At 40.4% G+C, this 19,743-nt stretch carries 12 protein-coding genes; 7 read left to right on the top strand and 5 right to left on the bottom strand.

What is annotated here, in order from left to right; all coding sequences use genetic code 11:
• Window positions 1-7 precede the first annotated feature (7 nt).
• From A7967_RS08935 to A7967_RS08920, 4 genes are all read left to right on the top strand, one after another.
• Entirely contained in the window at window positions 8-712 is a 705-nt protein-coding gene (locus A7967_RS08935) for an ABC transporter ATP-binding protein (protein ID WP_054205812.1), read from the top strand.
• Window positions 706-3,099, top strand: a complete 2,394-nt coding sequence (locus tag A7967_RS08930) for an ABC transporter permease (protein ID WP_054205811.1) — start codon at window positions 706-708, stop codon at window positions 3,097-3,099. Before A7967_RS08935 ends, A7967_RS08930 begins: the two co-directional genes overlap by 7 nt.
• A 182-nt stretch (window positions 3,100-3,281) precedes the next feature.
• Window positions 3,282-3,818, top strand: a complete 537-nt coding sequence (locus A7967_RS08925; RefSeq protein WP_054205810.1) for a sugar O-acetyltransferase — start codon at window positions 3,282-3,284, stop codon at window positions 3,816-3,818.
• A gap of 98 nt (window positions 3,819-3,916) precedes the next feature.
• Window positions 3,917-4,222: a hypothetical protein gene (locus A7967_RS08920; RefSeq protein ID WP_157601504.1), complete on the top strand. Its 306-nt coding sequence runs from the start codon at window positions 3,917-3,919 to the stop codon at window positions 4,220-4,222.
• Window positions 4,223-4,287: 65 nt separating this feature from the next.
• Here A7967_RS08920 and A7967_RS08915 read toward each other — a convergent pair whose 3' ends face one another.
• The 5 genes from A7967_RS08915 to A7967_RS08895 all read right to left on the bottom strand — a co-directional run bounded on the left by A7967_RS08915 (window position 4,288) and on the right by A7967_RS08895 (window position 13,648).
• A complete protein-coding gene (locus A7967_RS08915; RefSeq protein WP_054205808.1) occupies window positions 4,288-6,699 on the bottom strand; it encodes an ABC transporter permease in 2,412 nt (803 codons plus the stop codon).
• A gap of 88 nt (window positions 6,700-6,787) precedes the next feature.
• On the bottom strand, window positions 6,788-9,184 hold the full coding sequence (locus tag A7967_RS08910) for an ABC transporter permease (RefSeq protein ID WP_054205807.1): 2,397 nt from the start codon (window positions 9,182-9,184) through the stop codon (window positions 6,788-6,790).
• Window positions 9,185-9,277: 93 nt separating this feature from the next.
• Window positions 9,278-11,677, bottom strand: a complete 2,400-nt coding sequence (locus A7967_RS08905) for an ABC transporter permease (RefSeq protein ID WP_054205806.1) — start codon at window positions 11,675-11,677, stop codon at window positions 9,278-9,280.
• 1 nt (window position 11,678) lies between these two features.
• Window positions 11,679-12,383, bottom strand: a complete 705-nt coding sequence (locus A7967_RS08900; protein ID WP_054205805.1) for an ABC transporter ATP-binding protein — start codon at window positions 12,381-12,383, stop codon at window positions 11,679-11,681.
• Window positions 12,384-12,394: 11 nt separating this feature from the next.
• A complete protein-coding gene (locus tag A7967_RS08895; protein WP_054205804.1) occupies window positions 12,395-13,648 on the bottom strand; it encodes an efflux RND transporter periplasmic adaptor subunit in 1,254 nt (417 codons plus the stop codon).
• Window positions 13,649-13,875: 227 nt separating this feature from the next.
• Here A7967_RS08895 and A7967_RS08890 point away from each other — a divergent pair, with 227 nt between their 5' ends.
• The 3 genes from A7967_RS08890 (at window position 13,876) to A7967_RS08880 (ending at window position 19,214) form a co-directional block, all read left to right on the top strand.
• Window positions 13,876-15,282, top strand: a complete 1,407-nt coding sequence (locus tag A7967_RS08890) for a sigma-54-dependent transcriptional regulator (RefSeq protein ID WP_054205803.1) — start codon at window positions 13,876-13,878, stop codon at window positions 15,280-15,282.
• A 2-nt stretch (window positions 15,283-15,284) separates the two neighbouring features.
• Window positions 15,285-16,604 carry a sensor histidine kinase gene (locus A7967_RS08885; RefSeq protein WP_054205802.1) on the top strand — a complete coding sequence of 440 codons (1,320 nt, stop codon included), beginning with the start codon at window positions 15,285-15,287 and terminating at the stop codon, window positions 16,602-16,604.
• 249 nt (window positions 16,605-16,853) lie between these two features.
• On the top strand, window positions 16,854-19,214 hold the full coding sequence (locus A7967_RS08880) for a TonB-dependent receptor (RefSeq protein WP_054205801.1): 2,361 nt from the start codon (window positions 16,854-16,856) through the stop codon (window positions 19,212-19,214).
• Window positions 19,215-19,743: the final 529 nt, after the last annotated feature.

The raw sequence follows: 19,743 nt of genomic DNA, 5'->3' as shown, positions 1-19,743 counted from the left end.
GAAAAACATGAATACTGAAATTTTAAGAGTTAATAACTTAAGTAAGTCTTTTGCGAACGGTGAGCAAGTAAGTCAAATTTTAAAAGGAATTAGCTTTACCGTATACGACGGCGAGTTTATCTCTATTTCTGGGCCTTCGGGTTGTGGTAAATCAACACTGCTTAACATTATGGGCCTGCTTGACACTCCTCAAAGCGGTGAATATTACATTGACGGTTTATTGGTCTCTGATATGGACTCAAACCAACGTGCGAAAGTACGCGGTAATCGCATTGGTTTTGTGTTTCAATCGTTTAACTTAATTGACGAAATGACCGTACTTGAAAATGTTGCGCTGCCACTAAAATATCGTGGTGACTCGCTATCATCACGTCATGCAAGAGCGTTAGATTGTCTTGAAAAGGTGGGTTTGGCTGATAAAGCTGATTTACACCCAAATCAAATTTCTGGTGGTCAGCAACAACGCGTATCAATTGCACGCGCACTAGCTGGTGATTCTGGCATCATGCTGGTCGACGAGCCGACAGGTAACTTGGACTCAAAAAATGGCGATGCAATCATGGCGTTAATAAAAGACCTTAATCAGCAAGGTACAACGATTGTATTGGTTACCCATGATCCGCGTTATGCCGACATGGCTACGCGGAGTATTCAGCTAAAAGATGGCACTGTGGTTACTGCAAATGTAGAACAGGTTGCTCAGTCATGTTAAAAACTGCCTACAATACCTTTAAACGTGCCAAACAATATTATTTTACTACTGTATTTACACTGGCATTAACGCTCTCTATGGTGCTTAGTTCATTTAGCTTGGTTGATCTAGTGTTTTTCTCACCGTTGCCTTATCAACAAAGCGATAACTTATATTTACTTGAAGGCACCATTAACTCTAAAGGTTACTCAGGGCCTGCTAGTAATTCAAAGGTAATGAGCTACATTCAGCACGAAAACACTGTTTTTACTGATGTCGCTACTTATCATAAGTGGACTGATTATAAGCTACTAGATAAACCCAGTAGACCCGCAATAGATGTCATTCTCGCTTCACATAATTTATTTGATTTACTCGGCGTAAAACCAAAACTTGGTCGGTTATTTAACAAATCAGAAGCGCTCGGCACACAGCAAATGTCGGTCGTATTAGGCTACCGCGCTTGGCAAACCCACTATAAAAGTGACCCTAATATTGTTGGTAAAAAAATACAACTTAATCAACGCCGCTTCACGGTTATTGGCGTCGCTCCCGATAACCTTGTACTACCTGATTACAGCAAGATAAATAACGCAATTTGGTTACCAATTGATACTGACGAAGCCTTCAACCCTAAAACATCTAACGGTTTTATGGGCGCATACAAAAACGTTGTTAGATTAAAACCCGCAACCTCAGAGCAAGAAATTAGTAAACAACTAAGTAATTTATCGCTCAAAGGCGCGCAGTTGCACGCGCCTAATATTTTAAAAGACTTTACTGTGGATGCACGGGTTACTGCATTTAATGATGCTCTTAGGGGCGACAGCGGAAAGATTGTATTAATGTTGTTACTAGGTGTGTGCTTATTAATGCTCATTGCTCTTATCAACCTGTCTAGCATGCAACTTGCAAAAGCTATTACGCGTATAAAACCACTTGCAATCAGCTTTGCATTCGGAGCAAGTAAAAAACAGCTCATTATTGAAACACTCAAACATAATATTTTACTTATTAGTATTGCAGTATTACTTGCTTTAACACTTACTCAAATCGGCTTTATCGTTATTCAAAACCTAGCAGCTGACGCCATTCAACGCTTAGATACTCTGTCTTTAAGCATTAATACATTGCTGTTTTCAGCATTTCTAATTATCAGCATTGCCTCACTTTACTCCTTCATAGAGCTCAGTGTTGTTAAAGAAAAAAACCTAATGAACAGCCTACAAAGCAGCGGTAAAGGCACCGGTAAACAAATGAGTTCTGCCACCAGCCACTTACTTGTTGGTTTGCAAATTTTGTTTTCGTTTTTAGTATTAACCACCGCCAGTCACGTCGTGCTCGTTACACTATCAGAAGCACTTAGAGATAACGGCATTAACACTCAAGGCAAGTACTCACTAACCGTTAATTACAGCAATATTGATAAATCCAGCGAACGCATTAATTTACACAAAGCAATTAGTCAGAGGTTGCTGGCGCTTAATAATGTGAGCAGCTTAGCTGTTTCGTCCGAAATGAGGCTACCAAAAACGGTTAACGTCAATCAAATATATAACGAAGCCGGACAGTATATTGCCCAAGCACGGAATAGCTTAGTAACTGCCAATTACTTTACTGAACTTAACTTCACGATAACGGGTAAAGGCTTTGCCAAGGGGGATGAACAACTCGAAAACCCACCGATAATTATTAACCAACGCCTTGCGGACTTACTTAATAAAAACAGTAATGATGTACTCAATAGCAAAGTGAGTTTTGACAATAAAAAATACTACTCAATCATAGGCATTGTCAGCAACACCTATGTACCGGGCAGCCCTGAAAGTGAAGACTTTGAAGTGTTTACACCTAAAGATTATCCTGGCTGGCAACAATTTACGTATTTAATTACTATTGCAGATGACAATAATGCAATTGCCCATATTCAACAAGCGGTATTAGAAGTAGACCAACGACTAGACATTAATAACATCGCCTCTTTAACAAGTTTGTTTGATGGTAAAAGACAACGTCATTTAAATGCAGCATGGCTGGCTATTGTATTGGCATCAACATCGCTACTGATGGTGTGTATTGGCATAAACGGTATTGTTAGCTATTTAGTTAAAGTTCGCAGATATAGCTTAGGCGTAAAACTTTCTATGGGGGCTGACAATTATAGGCTCCTAAAAGAAAGCTTATTAGAGCTTATGCAACCTATAACAATGAGCTTAGTATTAGCTTTTTCGTTGGCATTTTTAATTATAGGCTATTGTATGTCATTACCTGGGGTTGACCTGCCTATAAACTGGTGGTTAACAATGGCCATTTGGTTAGGGTTATTAGCTATATCAGTACTTGCCAGCTTTTTTCCGATCAACCAAACGTTACAGCAAGATCCAATAAAGGCGTTACGAAATGAGTGAAAATAAGACTCAAGCGCTTTATATCCATAAATAAAGCTATAAATAGGCACCCGACTTTAATCTATTTTGCGTAAAGTCGGGTTTCATTGAATCACTCACTGTCAACAACAACAGGCAGTCCCGTTTGGTTAGCAGCCAATTTTGCTTTATCATCAATGCATACTCATTAACTCCCTAAAACGATGACTCATCTAACTCAATTCAATAGCCTAGCAAAACCACTGTTTGAAGAGCGCAAAGCCGCTCATGAAATCTGCCGCTTATTTAACAAAAGCCCAAGTAAAGGTAATTTAAAGCGTATTAAAGGGCTATTTGCGCAGTCCGGGGAGGGCGTAATAATTGAAGCTGGGTTTCATTGTGATTACGGCTCGCAAATGCAAATTGGTGATCGTACTTTTATAAACATTAATTGCACTGTGTTAGATGCTCCAATTGTTGAGGGGGTCATTACCATTGGCAATGATTGTTTAATTGGCCCAAATGTTCAGCTATTAGCGGTGTCTCATGCAGTTGAGCCTAAACAAAGGCTACAAAAAGAAAACTTTGCAGCGCCAATAACGATAGGCAATAACGTGTGGATTGGCGCAGGGGTTATAGTCTTGGCGGGCATCACCATCGGCGATAACTCTGTAGTAGGCGCAGGCTCTGTTGTCACCAAAAATATTGCCGAAAATACAGTAGTTGCAGGTAATCCAGCAGCTAAAATCAGAGATATTTAAAAACATTGATCGTAGGCAGTCCATTTATAGCGACACAAAATATACAGCCAAATTCACCTTTACGCGCTCAAGCACGCCCTACAGGTAGGTCGTCATTTATGGCGACACAACATATACAGCCAAATTCACCTTTACGCGCTAAAGCACGTCCTACAGGTAGGTCGTCACTTATGGCGACACAACATAAACAGCTAAATTCACCTTCACGAGCTAAAGCACGTCCTACAGGTAGGTCGTCATTTATGGCGACACAACATATACAGCAAAGTTCACGTTTACGCGCCAAAGCACGCCCTACAGGAAGGTCGTCATTTATGGCGACACAGCATAAACAGCCAAATTCACCTTTACGCGCTAAAGCACGCCCTACAGGTAGGTCGTCATTTTTGGTGACAAGAATATAAAAGGCCTCCCGATAAACAGAAAGACCTTGGTGAGAGATTGTAACTAATTTTATGTAACTACTTATCTATTCATCACGCAAAATAAGCGATGGCCTTGTGCTTGCCGCTTTAAATGCAATACTTGCTACCGTAAGCCAAGTGATCGCAGCAACGCTTAGTGCAGCAATTAAGTAAACCCACATAGCTTGATCAATACGTTCATTAAAGTTGGCTAACCAATCGCCCACCAGCCAATAAGTAAGCGGATACGCTATGGCTACACTCACCACCACTAAAATCAAAAACTCTTTCGCCAATAGGTTCATAATCCTAATGCGTGATGCACCGAGCACTTTGCGTACTGCAACTTCTTTTTGTCTGCGCAAAGTAGCAAAGGACGCTAAACCAAAAGTCCCTAAAATCGTTAAAAAAATCGCAAGAGGGCTGAACACTGCTAATATATTTAACGTTTTTTGCTCGTGTTTATGGGATGCCATAAATTCATCAATCAACCAACGCAACTCTATATCATTGCGCTGCAAGTGTTTTTGCAGCACTGCATTAACCTGCTTAATTAATGCATCTGCTTGCTTACCATCCGTTTTTAAAACAATATTCGCGATATCTGTATCAGCAAAACCCAAAATGAAAGATGTTGGTAGTTCGGGCTTATTCACCGACCCTAAGCGAATATCATCTACCACACCAACCACTGTTGCTGTAAAATTACGTCTTGGTACTGTAACTTTAACTCCAATGACCTCTTCAAGATTGTCATAGCCCGCCATTAAGGCTTTTTGCTTGGTGATGATAATGCCAAATTCAGCGCTGCTATCATCATTGGAATGATACCAATCGCTTGAAAAATCACGTTTAAAACCGCGTCCAGCCAGTAGTTTTAAGCCTAAAGTTTCAACTACATCAAACCCCACTCGAATAGATGGAAACATGCCATCGTAAGTCTCACCATTTGGCCAGGTATAATGCATACCGCCATTCATATCTGTTGCGTAGTCTGTATCGCTTAAGGTGATATTTTCTATCCCATTTAGCCCAGCCAGTTCATCTAATAATGCATTGCTGTATTTATTGAACAATAACGCTGAAGGTAACTCACGAATAACCAACCGATTCTCTTTTTCATAGCCTACATCTGTACTGTTAACCAACACCATTTGCTGGTAAACCATAACAACAGCTGCAATTAAGCTTATAGCGACCACCCCCTGTATACACAAAGTAAGTTTGCGAATGTAGGCTGATGACTTACCACGACTTAAGTCACCACTTAGTACGCGTTTGGCGCTAAATGACGATATAAATAAGGCGGGGTATAATCCAGCCAACACACCAATGATGATAAACATACTAATAACACCCAACATAAAAGCAGAGCGATAATCAAACCACAATTGACTCTCAGTGAGTATATTAAAAGCGGGTAAACTGAGCTCAACCAATGCGAATGCAATGACCCCAGCCAACAAGACCAATAGCAAAGACTCCATTAAAAACTGGCTTACAAGCTGCCATTTGCTTGCACCAAGTGATTTGCGTACCCCAACCTCTTTAGCACGCTTTGCAGCCCCTGCAATATTAAAATTAATGAAGTTAACACTCGCAATAATCAGTAATAATACACTCAAGGCTAGACTCACTTGCAGTGCTAGATATGACCCACCTTGTTTCATTTCCCATTGACCACTGGTATTAAAGTGCAATTCAGTCAAAGGGATAAATACAAAGCTTACATCACTAAAGTTAGGGTTATTAGCACGCTTAACTTGCTCATTTGTAATTTCTTGTGCAAGAGCAGCCGCATTAGCACCTTCCATTAATTTTACATAAACATGGCTACCAAAAGGACCTTGCTCAACCTTGGGCATTTTTGCTAGTACATCAAAGGAGAAATGGGTGTTATTGCCTAAATCGTCAAATACAGCGGCAATTTGATACTTACCACCATCATAGTTGAGCGACTCTCCAACAACATTATTACGGCCAAATAGCCGCTTCGCTTCTGACTTACTCAGAGCAATTAGACCCTGCTGTTGCAAAGTGCGATTTAAATCGCCATACATCACATTGATGTCAGCAAATTCAGGCAGATTTTCGGTAGCAATATAGAAATTACGTAAACGAAATTGCTGATCCTCCACGGTCACCACATCGGCAAATGGATGATCACTAAATTGCAAAAAGAAGCTGTTCGCTATTAAAAGCATGTCTTCTATTTGAGCATGGTCACGCATGAGTAATGGCATCTTAGGATTAATTGCACCATCAACTTGTAGCCCCACAGAACGCATATCTTGATGGATACGATAAACTCTTTCTGCATCGGCTTGATGCTTGTCGATAGTGAGCTGGTGCTGTGCAAATAGCGCCACTAATATGGTCGCGGCAATACCGATACTAAACCCTAAAATATTGAGTGCCGTGTGTATTTTCTGCTGTTTTAACACTCTAAATGCGGTTGCGATGTATGACAAAAACATACTCTCTCCTTGCCCTTGTGATTATTTTTGAATATGAAAAACAGCGACCTAATTATCTTAGATCGCCGACTTTTTAAGTTTATTGTTATTACTCATACCGTAAAATTAAAGACGGGCGTGTGCTGGCCGCTTTAAGCGCAAGGCTTGCTACGGTTAGCCAGGTAATGACTGTAACGGTAATTCCAGCAAATAAATAAACCCAAAGTGGCTGAGTGATTCTATCGTTGAAATTATTCAACCAGTTATCCGTTAGCCAATACGCTAAAGGCATACTTAATAAAAAGCTCAGTGATACGAGTTTTAAATAAGACAAACTCAACCCTGTTACTAATTGCATGATGGGTGCGCCCAACACCTTTTTAATGGCCAAATCTTTTTGTTGCGAGAGTACCGTTTGAGAAACTAATACCGCAAGGCTTATAAGGGTTAGCACCGTACTCAAAATTAATAACCATTGTGATAACGTAATTATGCGACGCTCATTTTTGTAATTTTTTGCATAATCATCTGCAAGCGCGCTTACTTCTATATCAAGGATTGAAAAGCGCAATTTTAATACATCCGCAATTTGCGTTTTTAAATCTGTATGTGAAGCTGCGTCAGTTACTTTAATGACTATATTGCCATTCGGAATGTAACTACGTGCAAGATTAAAAGAAAGGGGTATCATTTCCTGCTTAGCTGAACCTACCTTAACATCTGCGACAACGCCGACAATAGTCGCATTTAAATTTGAATCAGCATTGGTAAGCGTCATGCCGATCACGTCCTGCAATGATTTGTAACCCGCTAAATGAACCATCGACTCAGTAACAATTAACGCCACTTGCTCAGAGCCATCAGGCATTTTTTGATACCAATCACTTTGAAATTCTTCACTAAAGCCTCTGCCTGCTAACAAGTGAAGGCCTAATGCTTCAACAACATTAAAGCTAGTTACAACGGAAGGCGCGACACCTTCAATTACCTGACCATTTGGCCAAGTTAATTGAACTCCTCCTCGTACTTGCTCTGTAATATTAATGTCGGTTGCAGTAACTGAATCAACGCCTGGTAAATCAGCAATTGCTGATATTAGTTGTGCTTTATCTTTTTCAAATAGTTGTGTGGCTGGTACACTTTTAACTATGAGTCTATTTTTAGTTTGATAACCCACATCCATGTTAGCAACAAACTCCAGCTGTAACTGGGCAATTATAAAGACGATAAAGATCAATATCGCCAAGCCTGCTTGAAAACTCAGTACTCCCTTCACTAGCAAACTTAAATGGTACTGATAATGTGTTCTTACTAATAATTTCACATCAACATTCGCAACAACTACCCCTGCATATACACCATTGAGTAATCCTATTACTAAGGTAACTAAAACAGCCATCAGCACCATACTCTTGCTGAGTACGAACAATATATGTGTCTCGACTAACTGATTAAAGTAACCATAAGTCAGCTCAACAAATGCCAAAGACAACACCACCGCACAACCTGTCATCAAAATAGATTCATAGATAAATAAACGAAAAAGTTGACCTCGGCTTGCCCCTATTGCCTTTTTAATCGCAATTTGTTTTGCAGCTCTACCAACACTGACTAAATTAAAGTTGATAAAATTACAGGTTATTTGCAAAAAAAGAATGAAAATCAGCCCGCACGCAATGGTAACTGCGAGGATCGACCCAGGCGCTTTCATTTCATAAGTTGAGCGACCTTTTAAATAAATATCAGTGATATTAATCAATTTATATTGTACCGTTTTGTGCTCTTCTGACTTTGTTGTTAAATACTGCTCAAACAACTTAGTTTCAAGTTCAGCAATATCTGTATTTACAGCTGTTTTTATATAAACGTAACCATGGGGTTGCTTTTCAATTGTGTTAGGGAAAGCTGTTAGCACACTGAACTGAAAATGAGTATGCGTTGGTAAGTCCTTAAATACCGCGCCAATTATATAGGCTTGATTTTTTGTCGTTAACCGTCTTCCAATTACATTGGCGTTAGCAAATAGTCTGATCGCTTCTGATTCACTGATAGCAAGTTGATTAGGCGTGTTCAAAACCAGATCTAAATTGCCAAAAATAATGTCTAGGTTAATAAATCGATCTAAATTATTTGACGCAAAATAGACATCTTTTAACTTAACATTGGTTTCGCCATTATGTGCGTCTAAATTAAAATGGTGATCAACATATCCCATAAACTCGGCAGGTATTAAACTAAATATTTCTTCAATGTCGCTATCATTTTTAAGTGCTAGTGCCACAGCTAAATCGCGCATCGGCATAAGCGTGTCAAAGCCAAAGCTTTTATAATCTACATGTGCCCTATATACCCGCTGTTTATCCGGTTGGTTACTATCATAAGAAAGCTCATGTTTTACAAATAGAGCCAACAAGATAACAGCTGCTAACCCAGCGCTATAACTAATAAAATGGAGCCAAAATAATCGAGTCGCTTTTGTTCTTATTGAAATAATTAATTGTTCCAAAGTGGTCATCCTTTTCAACTAGCTTTGCGCTGCCAAAATTTAACTCGATACTTTGGCAGCGTTAACATTTTTGTCTAAAACATCACTTTTTTATTATTCATAGCGTAAAGTAAGCGATGGCCGTGCGCTCGCGGCTTTGAAAGCAATAGTTGCTACCGTAAGCCAAGTTATTACTGCCACAACCAATGCAGCCACGCCATACACCCAAAAAGCTTGCTCAACACGCTCATTAAAGTTCGCTAGCCAATCGCCCACCAGCCAAAAAGTAAGCGGGTAGGCAATCGCGACACTTATCACTACTAGAATTAAAAACTCTTTAGCGAGTAGATTCATAATACTGATGCGTGATGCACCCAGTACTTTGCGTACAGCAACTTCTTTTTGACGGCGTAATACTGAAAAAGACGCTAAACCAAAAGTCCCCATACACGCTAAAAATACGGCCAGTGCAGAAAAAACACTGACTAACTTTGCAGTGCGCTCATCATTACGGTATATCGCTTTATAGTTTTCACTGACAAGCTCAATTTTTGGTGCAAATATATTGAGCGATTTACCAAGCACTTGTGATAATTGAGCTTTGATAGCACTTAACTGAGTCATATCTATATCGAGCAGCATACGACCGGTCCAGCTATTGGTATAACCACAAATAAAGAGAGTTGCAGGTTGTTGATCGCGAACTGTGCCAACTTTTATATCTTTAACTACCCCTACAATCTTTAAAATCATCAGGTTATTACGGCCATCTTGGGTTTTCCAGATACGGCCAAGGGCAGCTTCTGGAGAGCTATAACCAGCTTGTTTTACCAATGACTCTGTTAATATTACCGATGCACTCGCTTGTTGATTATCATCAAGTGCATACCAATCTGCTGATGTCTGCTGGCTAAAATCTCGACCAGCAATGAGCGTAAGCCCTATACTTGGTATTGCGTTCATTCCAACACCAATAAAAGGTAAAATTTGCTCTGAAAACTGCCCGTTATCTGCGGTGAAGCTCAACGATGAATTAAACGAATCCGTTAATGAGATATCAATCACGCCAACATGATCAACACCGTTAATATTGTTTACTTGGTTTAATAACGCATTATTTTGTTGATAAAAGAGATCGCCGGCATCAATGTCTGATATTTGCAGCTTCGCTGTTTTTTCATAACCTACTGGCAAGGTTTGTAAGTAGCTAAGCTGCTGCTGTAACAACATAGCGCCAATGATCAACGCCACTGAAAGGGCAGACTGAAGTACCAACAACGCCTTACGAATTAAAATCGCAGTATGACCTCGCTGCAAATCACCACTGAGAACACGTTTTGCACTAAAAGCCGACATAAATAGCGCGGGGTAAACACCTGCTAGTAATCCAATCAATAGCACAACCCCCATGACAAGCGCAGCAAATAAAGATTGATAATTCATCACTAGTTGGCGGTCAATTAACTGATTAAATATTGGTAAACTCACCTCAACTAACATGCACGCAATAACACCGGCTAATAAGGTGATTAATACCGATTCAAGTAAAAACTGTGTGACTATTTGACCTCGGCTTGCACCAAGAGCTTTACGTACCCCCACTTCTTTAGCGCGGCGTGCAGCTTGTGCAATACTCATATTAATAAAATTAAAACTTGCCAATGCAATCAGTAAAATACTCAACCCTATACAAATATAAACCGTTGTTTGTGAGCCATTTTCTTTCATCTCATAGCGCGAATCACTCGTTAAATGGATATCTGTTAACGCCTGTAGCGATAATGAAACCATGTCTTTATGTTCAGGAAAAGCAAGCCTAATGTAACGATCCTCAATGCTTTTATTTAACGTAGCAATGTCTGTCCCTGCGGTTACACGTAAGTAGTTGTAGCCTGAGTTACTACTATAAGAAGTTGAGGGCGCAGACTCTTTAATTAGTGCATTGAATGCAAAATGTGTGTTTTCGGGCAAGTCAGTAAATACAGCAGCAACCGTCCAACGCTTATCACCTCGTTGCATGGTTTTGCCTACTGCTTGCTCTTGGCCAAATAAACGCAGTGCATAGCTACGACTTAAAGCGATATGGTTTGGCTGTAAAAGCGCCTCTTTAAGCTGTCCATGCAGTACATCTATTTGCATAAACTCAAGAATATTTAAGCTTGCACTTAGTACACCTTCCAATTTAAAACCTACACCATCCACCTTATATTCATCACCTGGTGGGACCATTCCTAAACTTAGAATATCTTCTATCGCAGGAAGGTCTCGCATCGTCATTAAGGCATCTTTATTCGAAATAGGTGCACTAACCCCTAATGTATTAAACGTTTGAGATACACGAAATACGCGCTCATGCTGCGGTTGAAAATTATCATAAGATGATTCATAAACAGTAAACAGGGCAACCAAAATAGCCGCGCCAAGGCCAATACTTAAACCGACTAAGTTTAAAATAAAATGCTGTTTTTGCTGTTTAAATGCCCGTAGGGCAGTTACCAAGTAATTAATAAGCATATTAAGCAACCTCAACAGCGGCTTGCTGTACTAAATTTGCTTTATCAAGCATCACTTGGCCATCAAGCAAGCGCACTAAACGGTCTGCGTAGTTTCCCTCTTTGTCAGAGTGCGTAACCATAATAACCGTGGTGCCTTCTTGATTTAGCTCACGTAGCATGGCCATCACTTCATCGCCATTTTTAGAATCTAAGTTACCCGTTGGCTCATCGGCTAAAATTAGCTTAGGGTTAATAACCAAAGCGCGCGCGACTGCAACACGCTGCTGCTGACCGCCCGATAACTGCTGAGGTAAATGCTCGCCACGGTGGTCTATTCCCACTCGTTTTAAAATTGCATCAACACGTTGCTTACGCTCACTTTTACTCACTTTTTGGTACTGTAAAGGCAGCTCAACATTTTCAAATACAGTTAGCTCATCAATTAAGTTGAAGCTCTGAAATACAAAACCAATCGAAGCTTTACGTAGCTCTGCCAATTGCTTCTCGCTGTAACCTGCAATGTCAGTACCTGCAAAGTCAAAGCCACCACTTGTTGGCGAGTCCAGCATGCCTAAAATTGATAACAACGTTGATTTACCACACCCAGACGGGCCCATTATCGCTAAAAAGTCACCTTCGTTTACTGTTAGGTTAATGTTGCTTAGCGCTGTTGTTTCAACATCTTGAGTACGAAATACACGGCTTAAATTAGTTAATTTGATCATTGTTGTTATCCTTAAAATTGTAGTTGTTGTGCTTTTTCGAAGTTGCTGTAGCTTGAGGTAATCACTTGATCCCCAGCGTTTAGCCCTTCAAGCACTTCAAAATAGTGTTGATTCTTTTTGCCTAGGCGGATATCACGGCGCACTGCTTTATCACCGCCTTGTTCGATTACATAAACCCAGTTACCGCCCGAGTTAGTAAAAAAAGCCCCGCGTTTAAGCAGTAAGGCATTGTTATTGTCACCCCCTAGCATTAACTCAATATCAATGCTCTGCCCACGTTTAATACTTTTTGTCGCACTGGGTAAATCAACCTCGATTTGAAATTGTGACTGCTGTACGCGGCTATCAATTTTGCTCACTTTGGCGGTAATCTCGCCATCATCAAGCTCAATCATCACTGTCATATCGCGCTGAACTTGATTTAAATAAAACTCATCAAGACGCACCACTAATTTATATTCGTTAGGAATATCAATTTGACCGAGTCGTGCGCCGCTACTTTTTGACTCACCAATTTCTACATCAAGCTCGCTTAAATAGCCTGACACGGGCGCTTTTACCAATAAGTTGTCGAGGTTTCGACGGGCAAACTGGAGGTTTTTCTCTAGCATTTTAGCGCTATCTGAAAGCTGAGCCACTTGCACCTCTCGTATTGAGTTTTCTTGTTTTTGGCGCTCTAGGGTGAGCTCTTTACGGGCTTGGTAATAATTTAAATCTTCTTCAAGCTCTGCTAATTGCTCTTGCGCCAACACCCCGCTTTTAACCAAGGGCTTAGTTTGTTTTAAGCGGCGTGTTAAATGAGTGATTTTTAATTCGATTTCTAATAGGTCACGGCGTAAATTTAAGCGGCTGGTTTCCATCGTCATTTGTGTATTACGTAAAAAGTTAAGCTGCTCTGTTACTTGTGCCTCACGGCTCATAACATCCAGCTGTAAGTTAGTATTGCTTAAGCGCACCAGTGGCTGGCCTTTTTCTACAAACTCTCCTTGTTCTATCAAACGCTCTTCAACTTGACCACCAGCGATAGTATCAAGGTAAATACTGGTTTTTGGCACAACTTGACCGCGTAAGCTTAAGGCATCTTTAAAGGCACCTTGTTTAACCGTGCTAACCGTTAAACTGCTGCGCTCGATATTTTGGCTACGGCCTGTATCACTGCTTTGCGTAAAACCGTATGCAGCCGCTGCAACACCTAAAGTAAGTGCTGCAAAAGTAAATTTTTTTAAATATTTTTGCGTAAATGAGCGTTCTATTTTTTTGTCCATGTCGGCTACCTTGATACAGGTTTAATTAATCTAATTACCCATAGGTATAACAAAGTGCATGCCAACTTTTATTTTTATTAAATTACAATGACTTAAATTTAAATTTTGCCCAGCGGATACTCTAAGTGTCCGCTAATAGAACACTTAGTAACTTATTAAGCGTCCATTTATGGACACTGTACCGTTTTTGTTTTAGGCTAAATAAAACCTTATAAAAAATAATAATTATGAAACATTCAGGTTCGATTTTAATTGTTGACGATAACCCCGATATTCTCATTGCGGCGCGTTTATTATTAAAGCAACACTATCAACGCGTTAAAACTACTGATAACCCATTTGATATTGCTGGCATTATTAACGAACAGCGCAATAGCGATCAGCCCATTGACGTTATTTTATTAGATATGAACTTTAGCCAAGATTCCATTAGCGGCAAGGAAGGCTTTTATTGGCTAAAAAAAATCATCGAACAAGACGCCAACATCGTTGTTTTACTAATGACCGCTTACGGCGATATTCAATTAGCCGTAGATGCAATTAAAGCGGGGGCCTCTGATTTTATTGCCAAGCCTTGGCAAAACGAGCAATTACTTGGCGCAGTCGCCGCTGCATTTTCACACGCCAAAGACAAACAGCAAGTGGGCAAATTAACGCGGCAAAAACAAGGGTTAAACCAAGCCTTAAACACGCCTAACTTTAAGTTTTTAGGTCAAAGCAATGCGATGCAGCAGGTGTTTAGCACCATAGAAAAAGCAGCTCAAACTGATGCCAACATATTAATAACCGGTGAAAGTGGCACAGGGAAGGAGTTGACCGCGCATGCCATTCATCAAGCAAGTATGCGCCACAATCAAACCTTTATGAGTTTAGATATGGGTGCAGTAGCGCAGAATTTATTTGAAAGTGAACTATTCGGCCACAAAAAAGGCGCGTTTACTGATGCTAAAGCCGATCGCATTGGTAAATTTGAGCTTGCCCACGGTGGCAGTTTATTTTTAGATGAACTGGGTAATTTACCCCTAGAGCATCAAGCCAAATTACTGGCTGCACTGCAAAATAGACAAATAACGCCCGTTGGCAGCAGTAAAGCCGTTGATATTGATATTCGCCTCATTTGCGCCACTAACGACAACCTTGAGCAAGCGGTCGCTGAAGGTCGTTTTCGTCACGACTTACTGTATCGTATTAATACCGTTGAAATTAGATTACCTGCCTTACGTGAGCGCAGTGATGACATTCCATTACTTGCTGATTACTACCTCAATCATTTTGCACAAAAATATAAACGCAACTTAACCATAACCACGCATGATATGGCATCGCTTTGCCATTACTCATGGCCGGGTAATGTACGTGAGCTCGCCCACGCCATAGAGCGTGCGGTAATATTAAGCGAAGGCGAAAATCTTGATGTGAGTTCAGTGGTTGGCAATATTACAAGTAACGTCAACAGCACTAATAACCCAATTGAAAATAATAATGCGTACGATACTTTTGATTTAGATATACTCGAACAACGCACAGTGCGCGCAGCCCTTACTCACTATCAAGGTAATGTGAGCCACGCAGCTAAAGCGCTTGGTTTAACCCGCGGTGCGATGTATCGCCGCCTTGAAAAGTATGGCTTATAAATATGCGCCCTTATTTTTTACTCGCCTTTAACTTAGCCGCATTAACCAGCTGCAGTGCACTATTATGCTACCTGTTTATTAATAAAGGCTTTTCGGCAACGCTGCTATCAGTTGTCTTAATAAGTATTGCGCTGATCGGCCATCTATTTACACTATTTACTCGCCAGCAAAAACAAGCCGAAATGGTTATTCGCGCACTCGCTAATGGCGATAGTACGTTAGGCCTTAGCCAGTATCATCCAATGCGTAAGCAGTTCGATCAAGTCAAAGAGCAAATGCAAACCGCACGCTTTAATGCCGAGCAACAAGCACAGTTTTTACAAGCATTATTAATTCATGTCGACTTGGCTGTATTAGTCTCTGATGACAGCGGCCAAGTTATTGAGTCAAACCCTGCTGTAAATAAGCTTTTAGGCAAAAGCTTTAAGCACTTAACTGAATTAGGCGCGGTGGGTGAGCTACTTTTACAAGCCGACCAAAACGTACGTAGCACCCTACACTGGCAAATAGGTGAACAACACGATACATTGTCAATTCAACTAAGTATCGCCGAAATTCAGGGGAAAGTTCGCCGTGTTGTCAGCATACAATCGATTCATGATCAATTGCAGTTAAAAGAACAGCAAGCCTATAAGCGCTTAACTAAAGTACTAACGCACGAAATAGCAAATTCTATCACGCCACTTTCATCTCTAGCTCATACGTGTACAACCTTATTACCGCAAGAACTGTGTTTTGATGATATTGAAGATAAGCAAGACTTACAACTTGCGCTAAGCACGTTAGCGTCACGTACCGGGCATTTAGGCGAATTTATAGCACGTTTTCGTCAAGTTAGTAGTTTACCCAAACCTAATTTAGCACCATACAATTTAGCTAATATACTTGAACAAATAGTCGCTCTGCACCAGCAGCAAGCACTCAGCCAAGGCACAACTTTTGAGCTTGCGATTCGTAGCCAGCAACTGGTGATGCTTGATAATAGCCAAATAGAGCAAGTGCTGGTTAACTTAGTAAAAAATGCACTTGAAGTACTTGCTATGGATCATCAACAAAACGCACAGCACTCAAACAAAACACCCATAATTCAACTCACCCTCGCGCAAAATAGCGCCCAACAGCTTTACATTGAAATCAGTGATAACGGCCCAGGTATTGCTGAACACGTTATAGATATGATTTTTGTGCCCTTCTTTACCACCAAGCAACAAGGTTCTGGTATTGGCCTAAGCCTATCAAGGCAGATTATGCTCAACCACGGCGGTGATTTAGTTTATGTGCAAAAGCCACAAGGCGCATGCTTTAGGTGTGTGTTTGGATGATAGGCCGTCATTTATGACGGTAATTAGAATTTATACTTTTCGCTAAAACACAACTTACTACCACATTTCTCTCATCTTGCCACAGCTCATCACTATACGTGTACTAATTTTATAGTGTGATTCTTGCCCAATATGGTTATTCCTTCTTTACAAAACCCGAACAAAAGGCAATGCAAATGATAGTGATTTGCAAAACCACATGTTACCATTGTGAACACAAGATGAAATGTTGTAAAAAAGAAGGACTCTATGAAGCGCTCGTTAGTTTCTGCTGCATTAAACATGGCTTTATTGCCAGCAGTAATACTCTCTCATACTACTCATGCCGAACAAGTGACACCTGATAGCGATAAAAAAATCGAAACTATTATGGTAACAGGCCAAAAAATAGCCCGCTCTTTACAAGAAACAACAACCAGTGTAGCGGTCTTAACGCCTGAACAACTTGAGCAACAACAGATAAACAGCTTTGATGATGTAATGATTAATATTGCAAATACGCATAGTGACAATAATCGCAGCTTTAGCATTCGCGGTATTGATGGCTTTAATGTTTCAGGCGGTGGTAATAGCTTTTTAGCCAGTATTTATGTTGATGGTGCGCCCCTACCTGCTGACTTAGTTAGAGCCGGTGCTTTTTCAACTTGGGACGCGCAACAAATTGAAGTTTTACGCGGTCCGCAATCAACACTACAAGGCAGAAATGCATTAGCGGGTGCTGTAATTTTAAATACACAAAACCCAACCTATGACTGGCAAGGCAAATATAAACTTACCGTAGGATCCCATGGCCACCAGGATGTAGGTGTTGCTATTGGAGGTGGTATTGTTGATGAGCAACTTGCATTTCGCTTTAGTGCAGAAGAAACCAGCGATGACGGCACCGTAAAAAATACATTTGATAATTCAGATGCCAGTGCCTCTGATGAACACACATACCGCCTTAAGTTTTTATATGAACCCACAAATTTAGAAGGGTTCTCTGCCCAATTAAGTCTAATGAATGCTGAGCGATCGTACGGTACGACTACACTGGCAATTGCTGAAGGTCAAAACCCTTTTGAAAATCGCGTAACCGTTTTTAATGATCCCCGTAGACGAAAAACCAGCTCTGATCTTGCCTCTTTAACGTTGCAATACGATATTGACGATCACTTATCGATTGCGTCTTATACTACCTATTCAACTGTAGACACTTCCTTTGTCTGGGACTCTGATTATGTGGCTAAAAGGGGTATAGAGCCAACAGTCGATACTGGCAGCACTCGCAGTAATGACTCTAATATTGATACGTTAAGTCAGGAACTTCGCTTAACGTTTGATTATGATAGCTTTAGCGGTGTGTTAGGTGGTTACTATTTTAACGCCGACAGCGAGAGTACTAGCACCGGCTTAAATCATTATCAGTTATCCAGGTTTGGTTTATCTAGCGATGGCTTGCAAGCGCAGTTTAAATTGCCAAAAAATATTGCTGACTTAGTTTACAGCCAATACGATGCATTTAACCCTGCAACAACAGAAATTTATACGCAGCTAAGCAGCGAAGTAACCAGTTATGCACTGTTTGCCGATGGTGTATGGCATTTAAATAATCAATGGGATTTACTTGCCGGTATCCGCTTCGATAAAGAAAAACAAAGCAACGCTAATGACGCTAAGTACACTATTTTAAATCAAGACAAAATGCCTAACCCAGCCAATTACTCAGGCACTCCTCTTGAAGGTATTACCCCCCTTATTACGGGTATAAACAATAAGCTGTTGGCCTTTGCTGCACAAGCATCAAAAACAGCGCCAATGGTAGACGCATCATTTAACACTCTATTACCTAAAATTGGTGCCAGCTATCACATTAATGATAATGCGACAGCGAGTTTCACTTACCAAAAAGGCTACCGTTCTGGTGGCGTAGGTGTAAACCAAGCAACTAGTAAAATTTTTGAGTATGATGCTGAATATACAGACAATTATGAACTTTCATACCGCTCAACTTGGCTTGATAATAAGTTAACGGTAAATGCCAATCTGTTCTACATTGATTGGAAAGATCAACAAGTTGATGTGCAGCTATCTACAAATACCTATGATAGAGAAACAAAAAATGCCGGAAGCTCAAAAGTCCAAGGCTTTGAGCTAGAGCTGAATTATTTAGTAAGCAACAACCTGACGGCATATGCGGCCATTGGCTACTCTGGCACTGAGTTTACTAATTTTAAAATAAGCATCCCGGTTGCTGATGGCTTTAAAGAAACCGATTTATCTGGGCGTCGCTTTATGGCTCCACAAAGAACCCATAATTTAGGTTTAACCTATCAAGCTGATAATGGCTTTTTTACCAACCTAAACCTTAATTATGCAAGCAATGCACCTACTGCTATCAACCCTGAACGTAATGGCGATAAGCCGGGTGACCCTTATTATGATCTACACAATGATGCACGTACTCTAGTGAACTTACAAATCGGCTATGAGTGGGAATCTGTAGGCGTTTACCTCATTGGCAAAAACCTGCTGGATGAAGAATATTTCACTTCAAACGGAGTCAGAAATCCTGATTTAGGAAAACCAAGAGAGTTTGCACTTAATATTCGTGGTGTATTTGATTTATAAGTAAGAATTACCTAAGCCTTGTATACCCAAGCCACCTCAAGATGCAGAATTCAGCGTTTCACAGGGGCTTAATATCAAGGCGTTACATTGCAATAATGGCAATCCCTTTTAAGTAGTAACAACGATGAGAGTGAGTCCCTGTGAAGCGCCCTGCGGGTTGGTTTTAAAGCGATTTATACTACGTTATTGATTTTAACAATAGAACCACTATTACTTGCAATCAATGCCTTGCCTAAATCGCTTTAAATTCCAACTGAAACTCACATCTTGAGGTCGCTTGGGTATAAATGCATGATTAAGCGCTTCACAGGGTCAGAACCTAGGCGCTTTGCAGAGAGTAAGTCTCTGCAAAGCGCCAGGTAGTTGGTTTAAAAAGATGTCAGTTCAGCTGGCGTCTTTTTGTCGTTTAAACAATATAAAAATAATATTTAAAGGAATAGAAATGAGCTACTTTTTTTTGCTACCAGCTTATTGGCTGTGTGGCATTTTGTTATATGGGGCAAGCCCTAGACAAAAATTTATAAACCCC

The sequence above is a fragment of the Pseudoalteromonas neustonica genome (assembly GCF_001653135.1).
GTDB lineage: Bacteria > Pseudomonadota > Gammaproteobacteria > Enterobacterales > Alteromonadaceae > Pseudoalteromonas > Pseudoalteromonas neustonica.
Note: the sequence above shows the minus strand (reverse complement) of the source record. Positions and strands in the feature narration are given on the sequence as shown.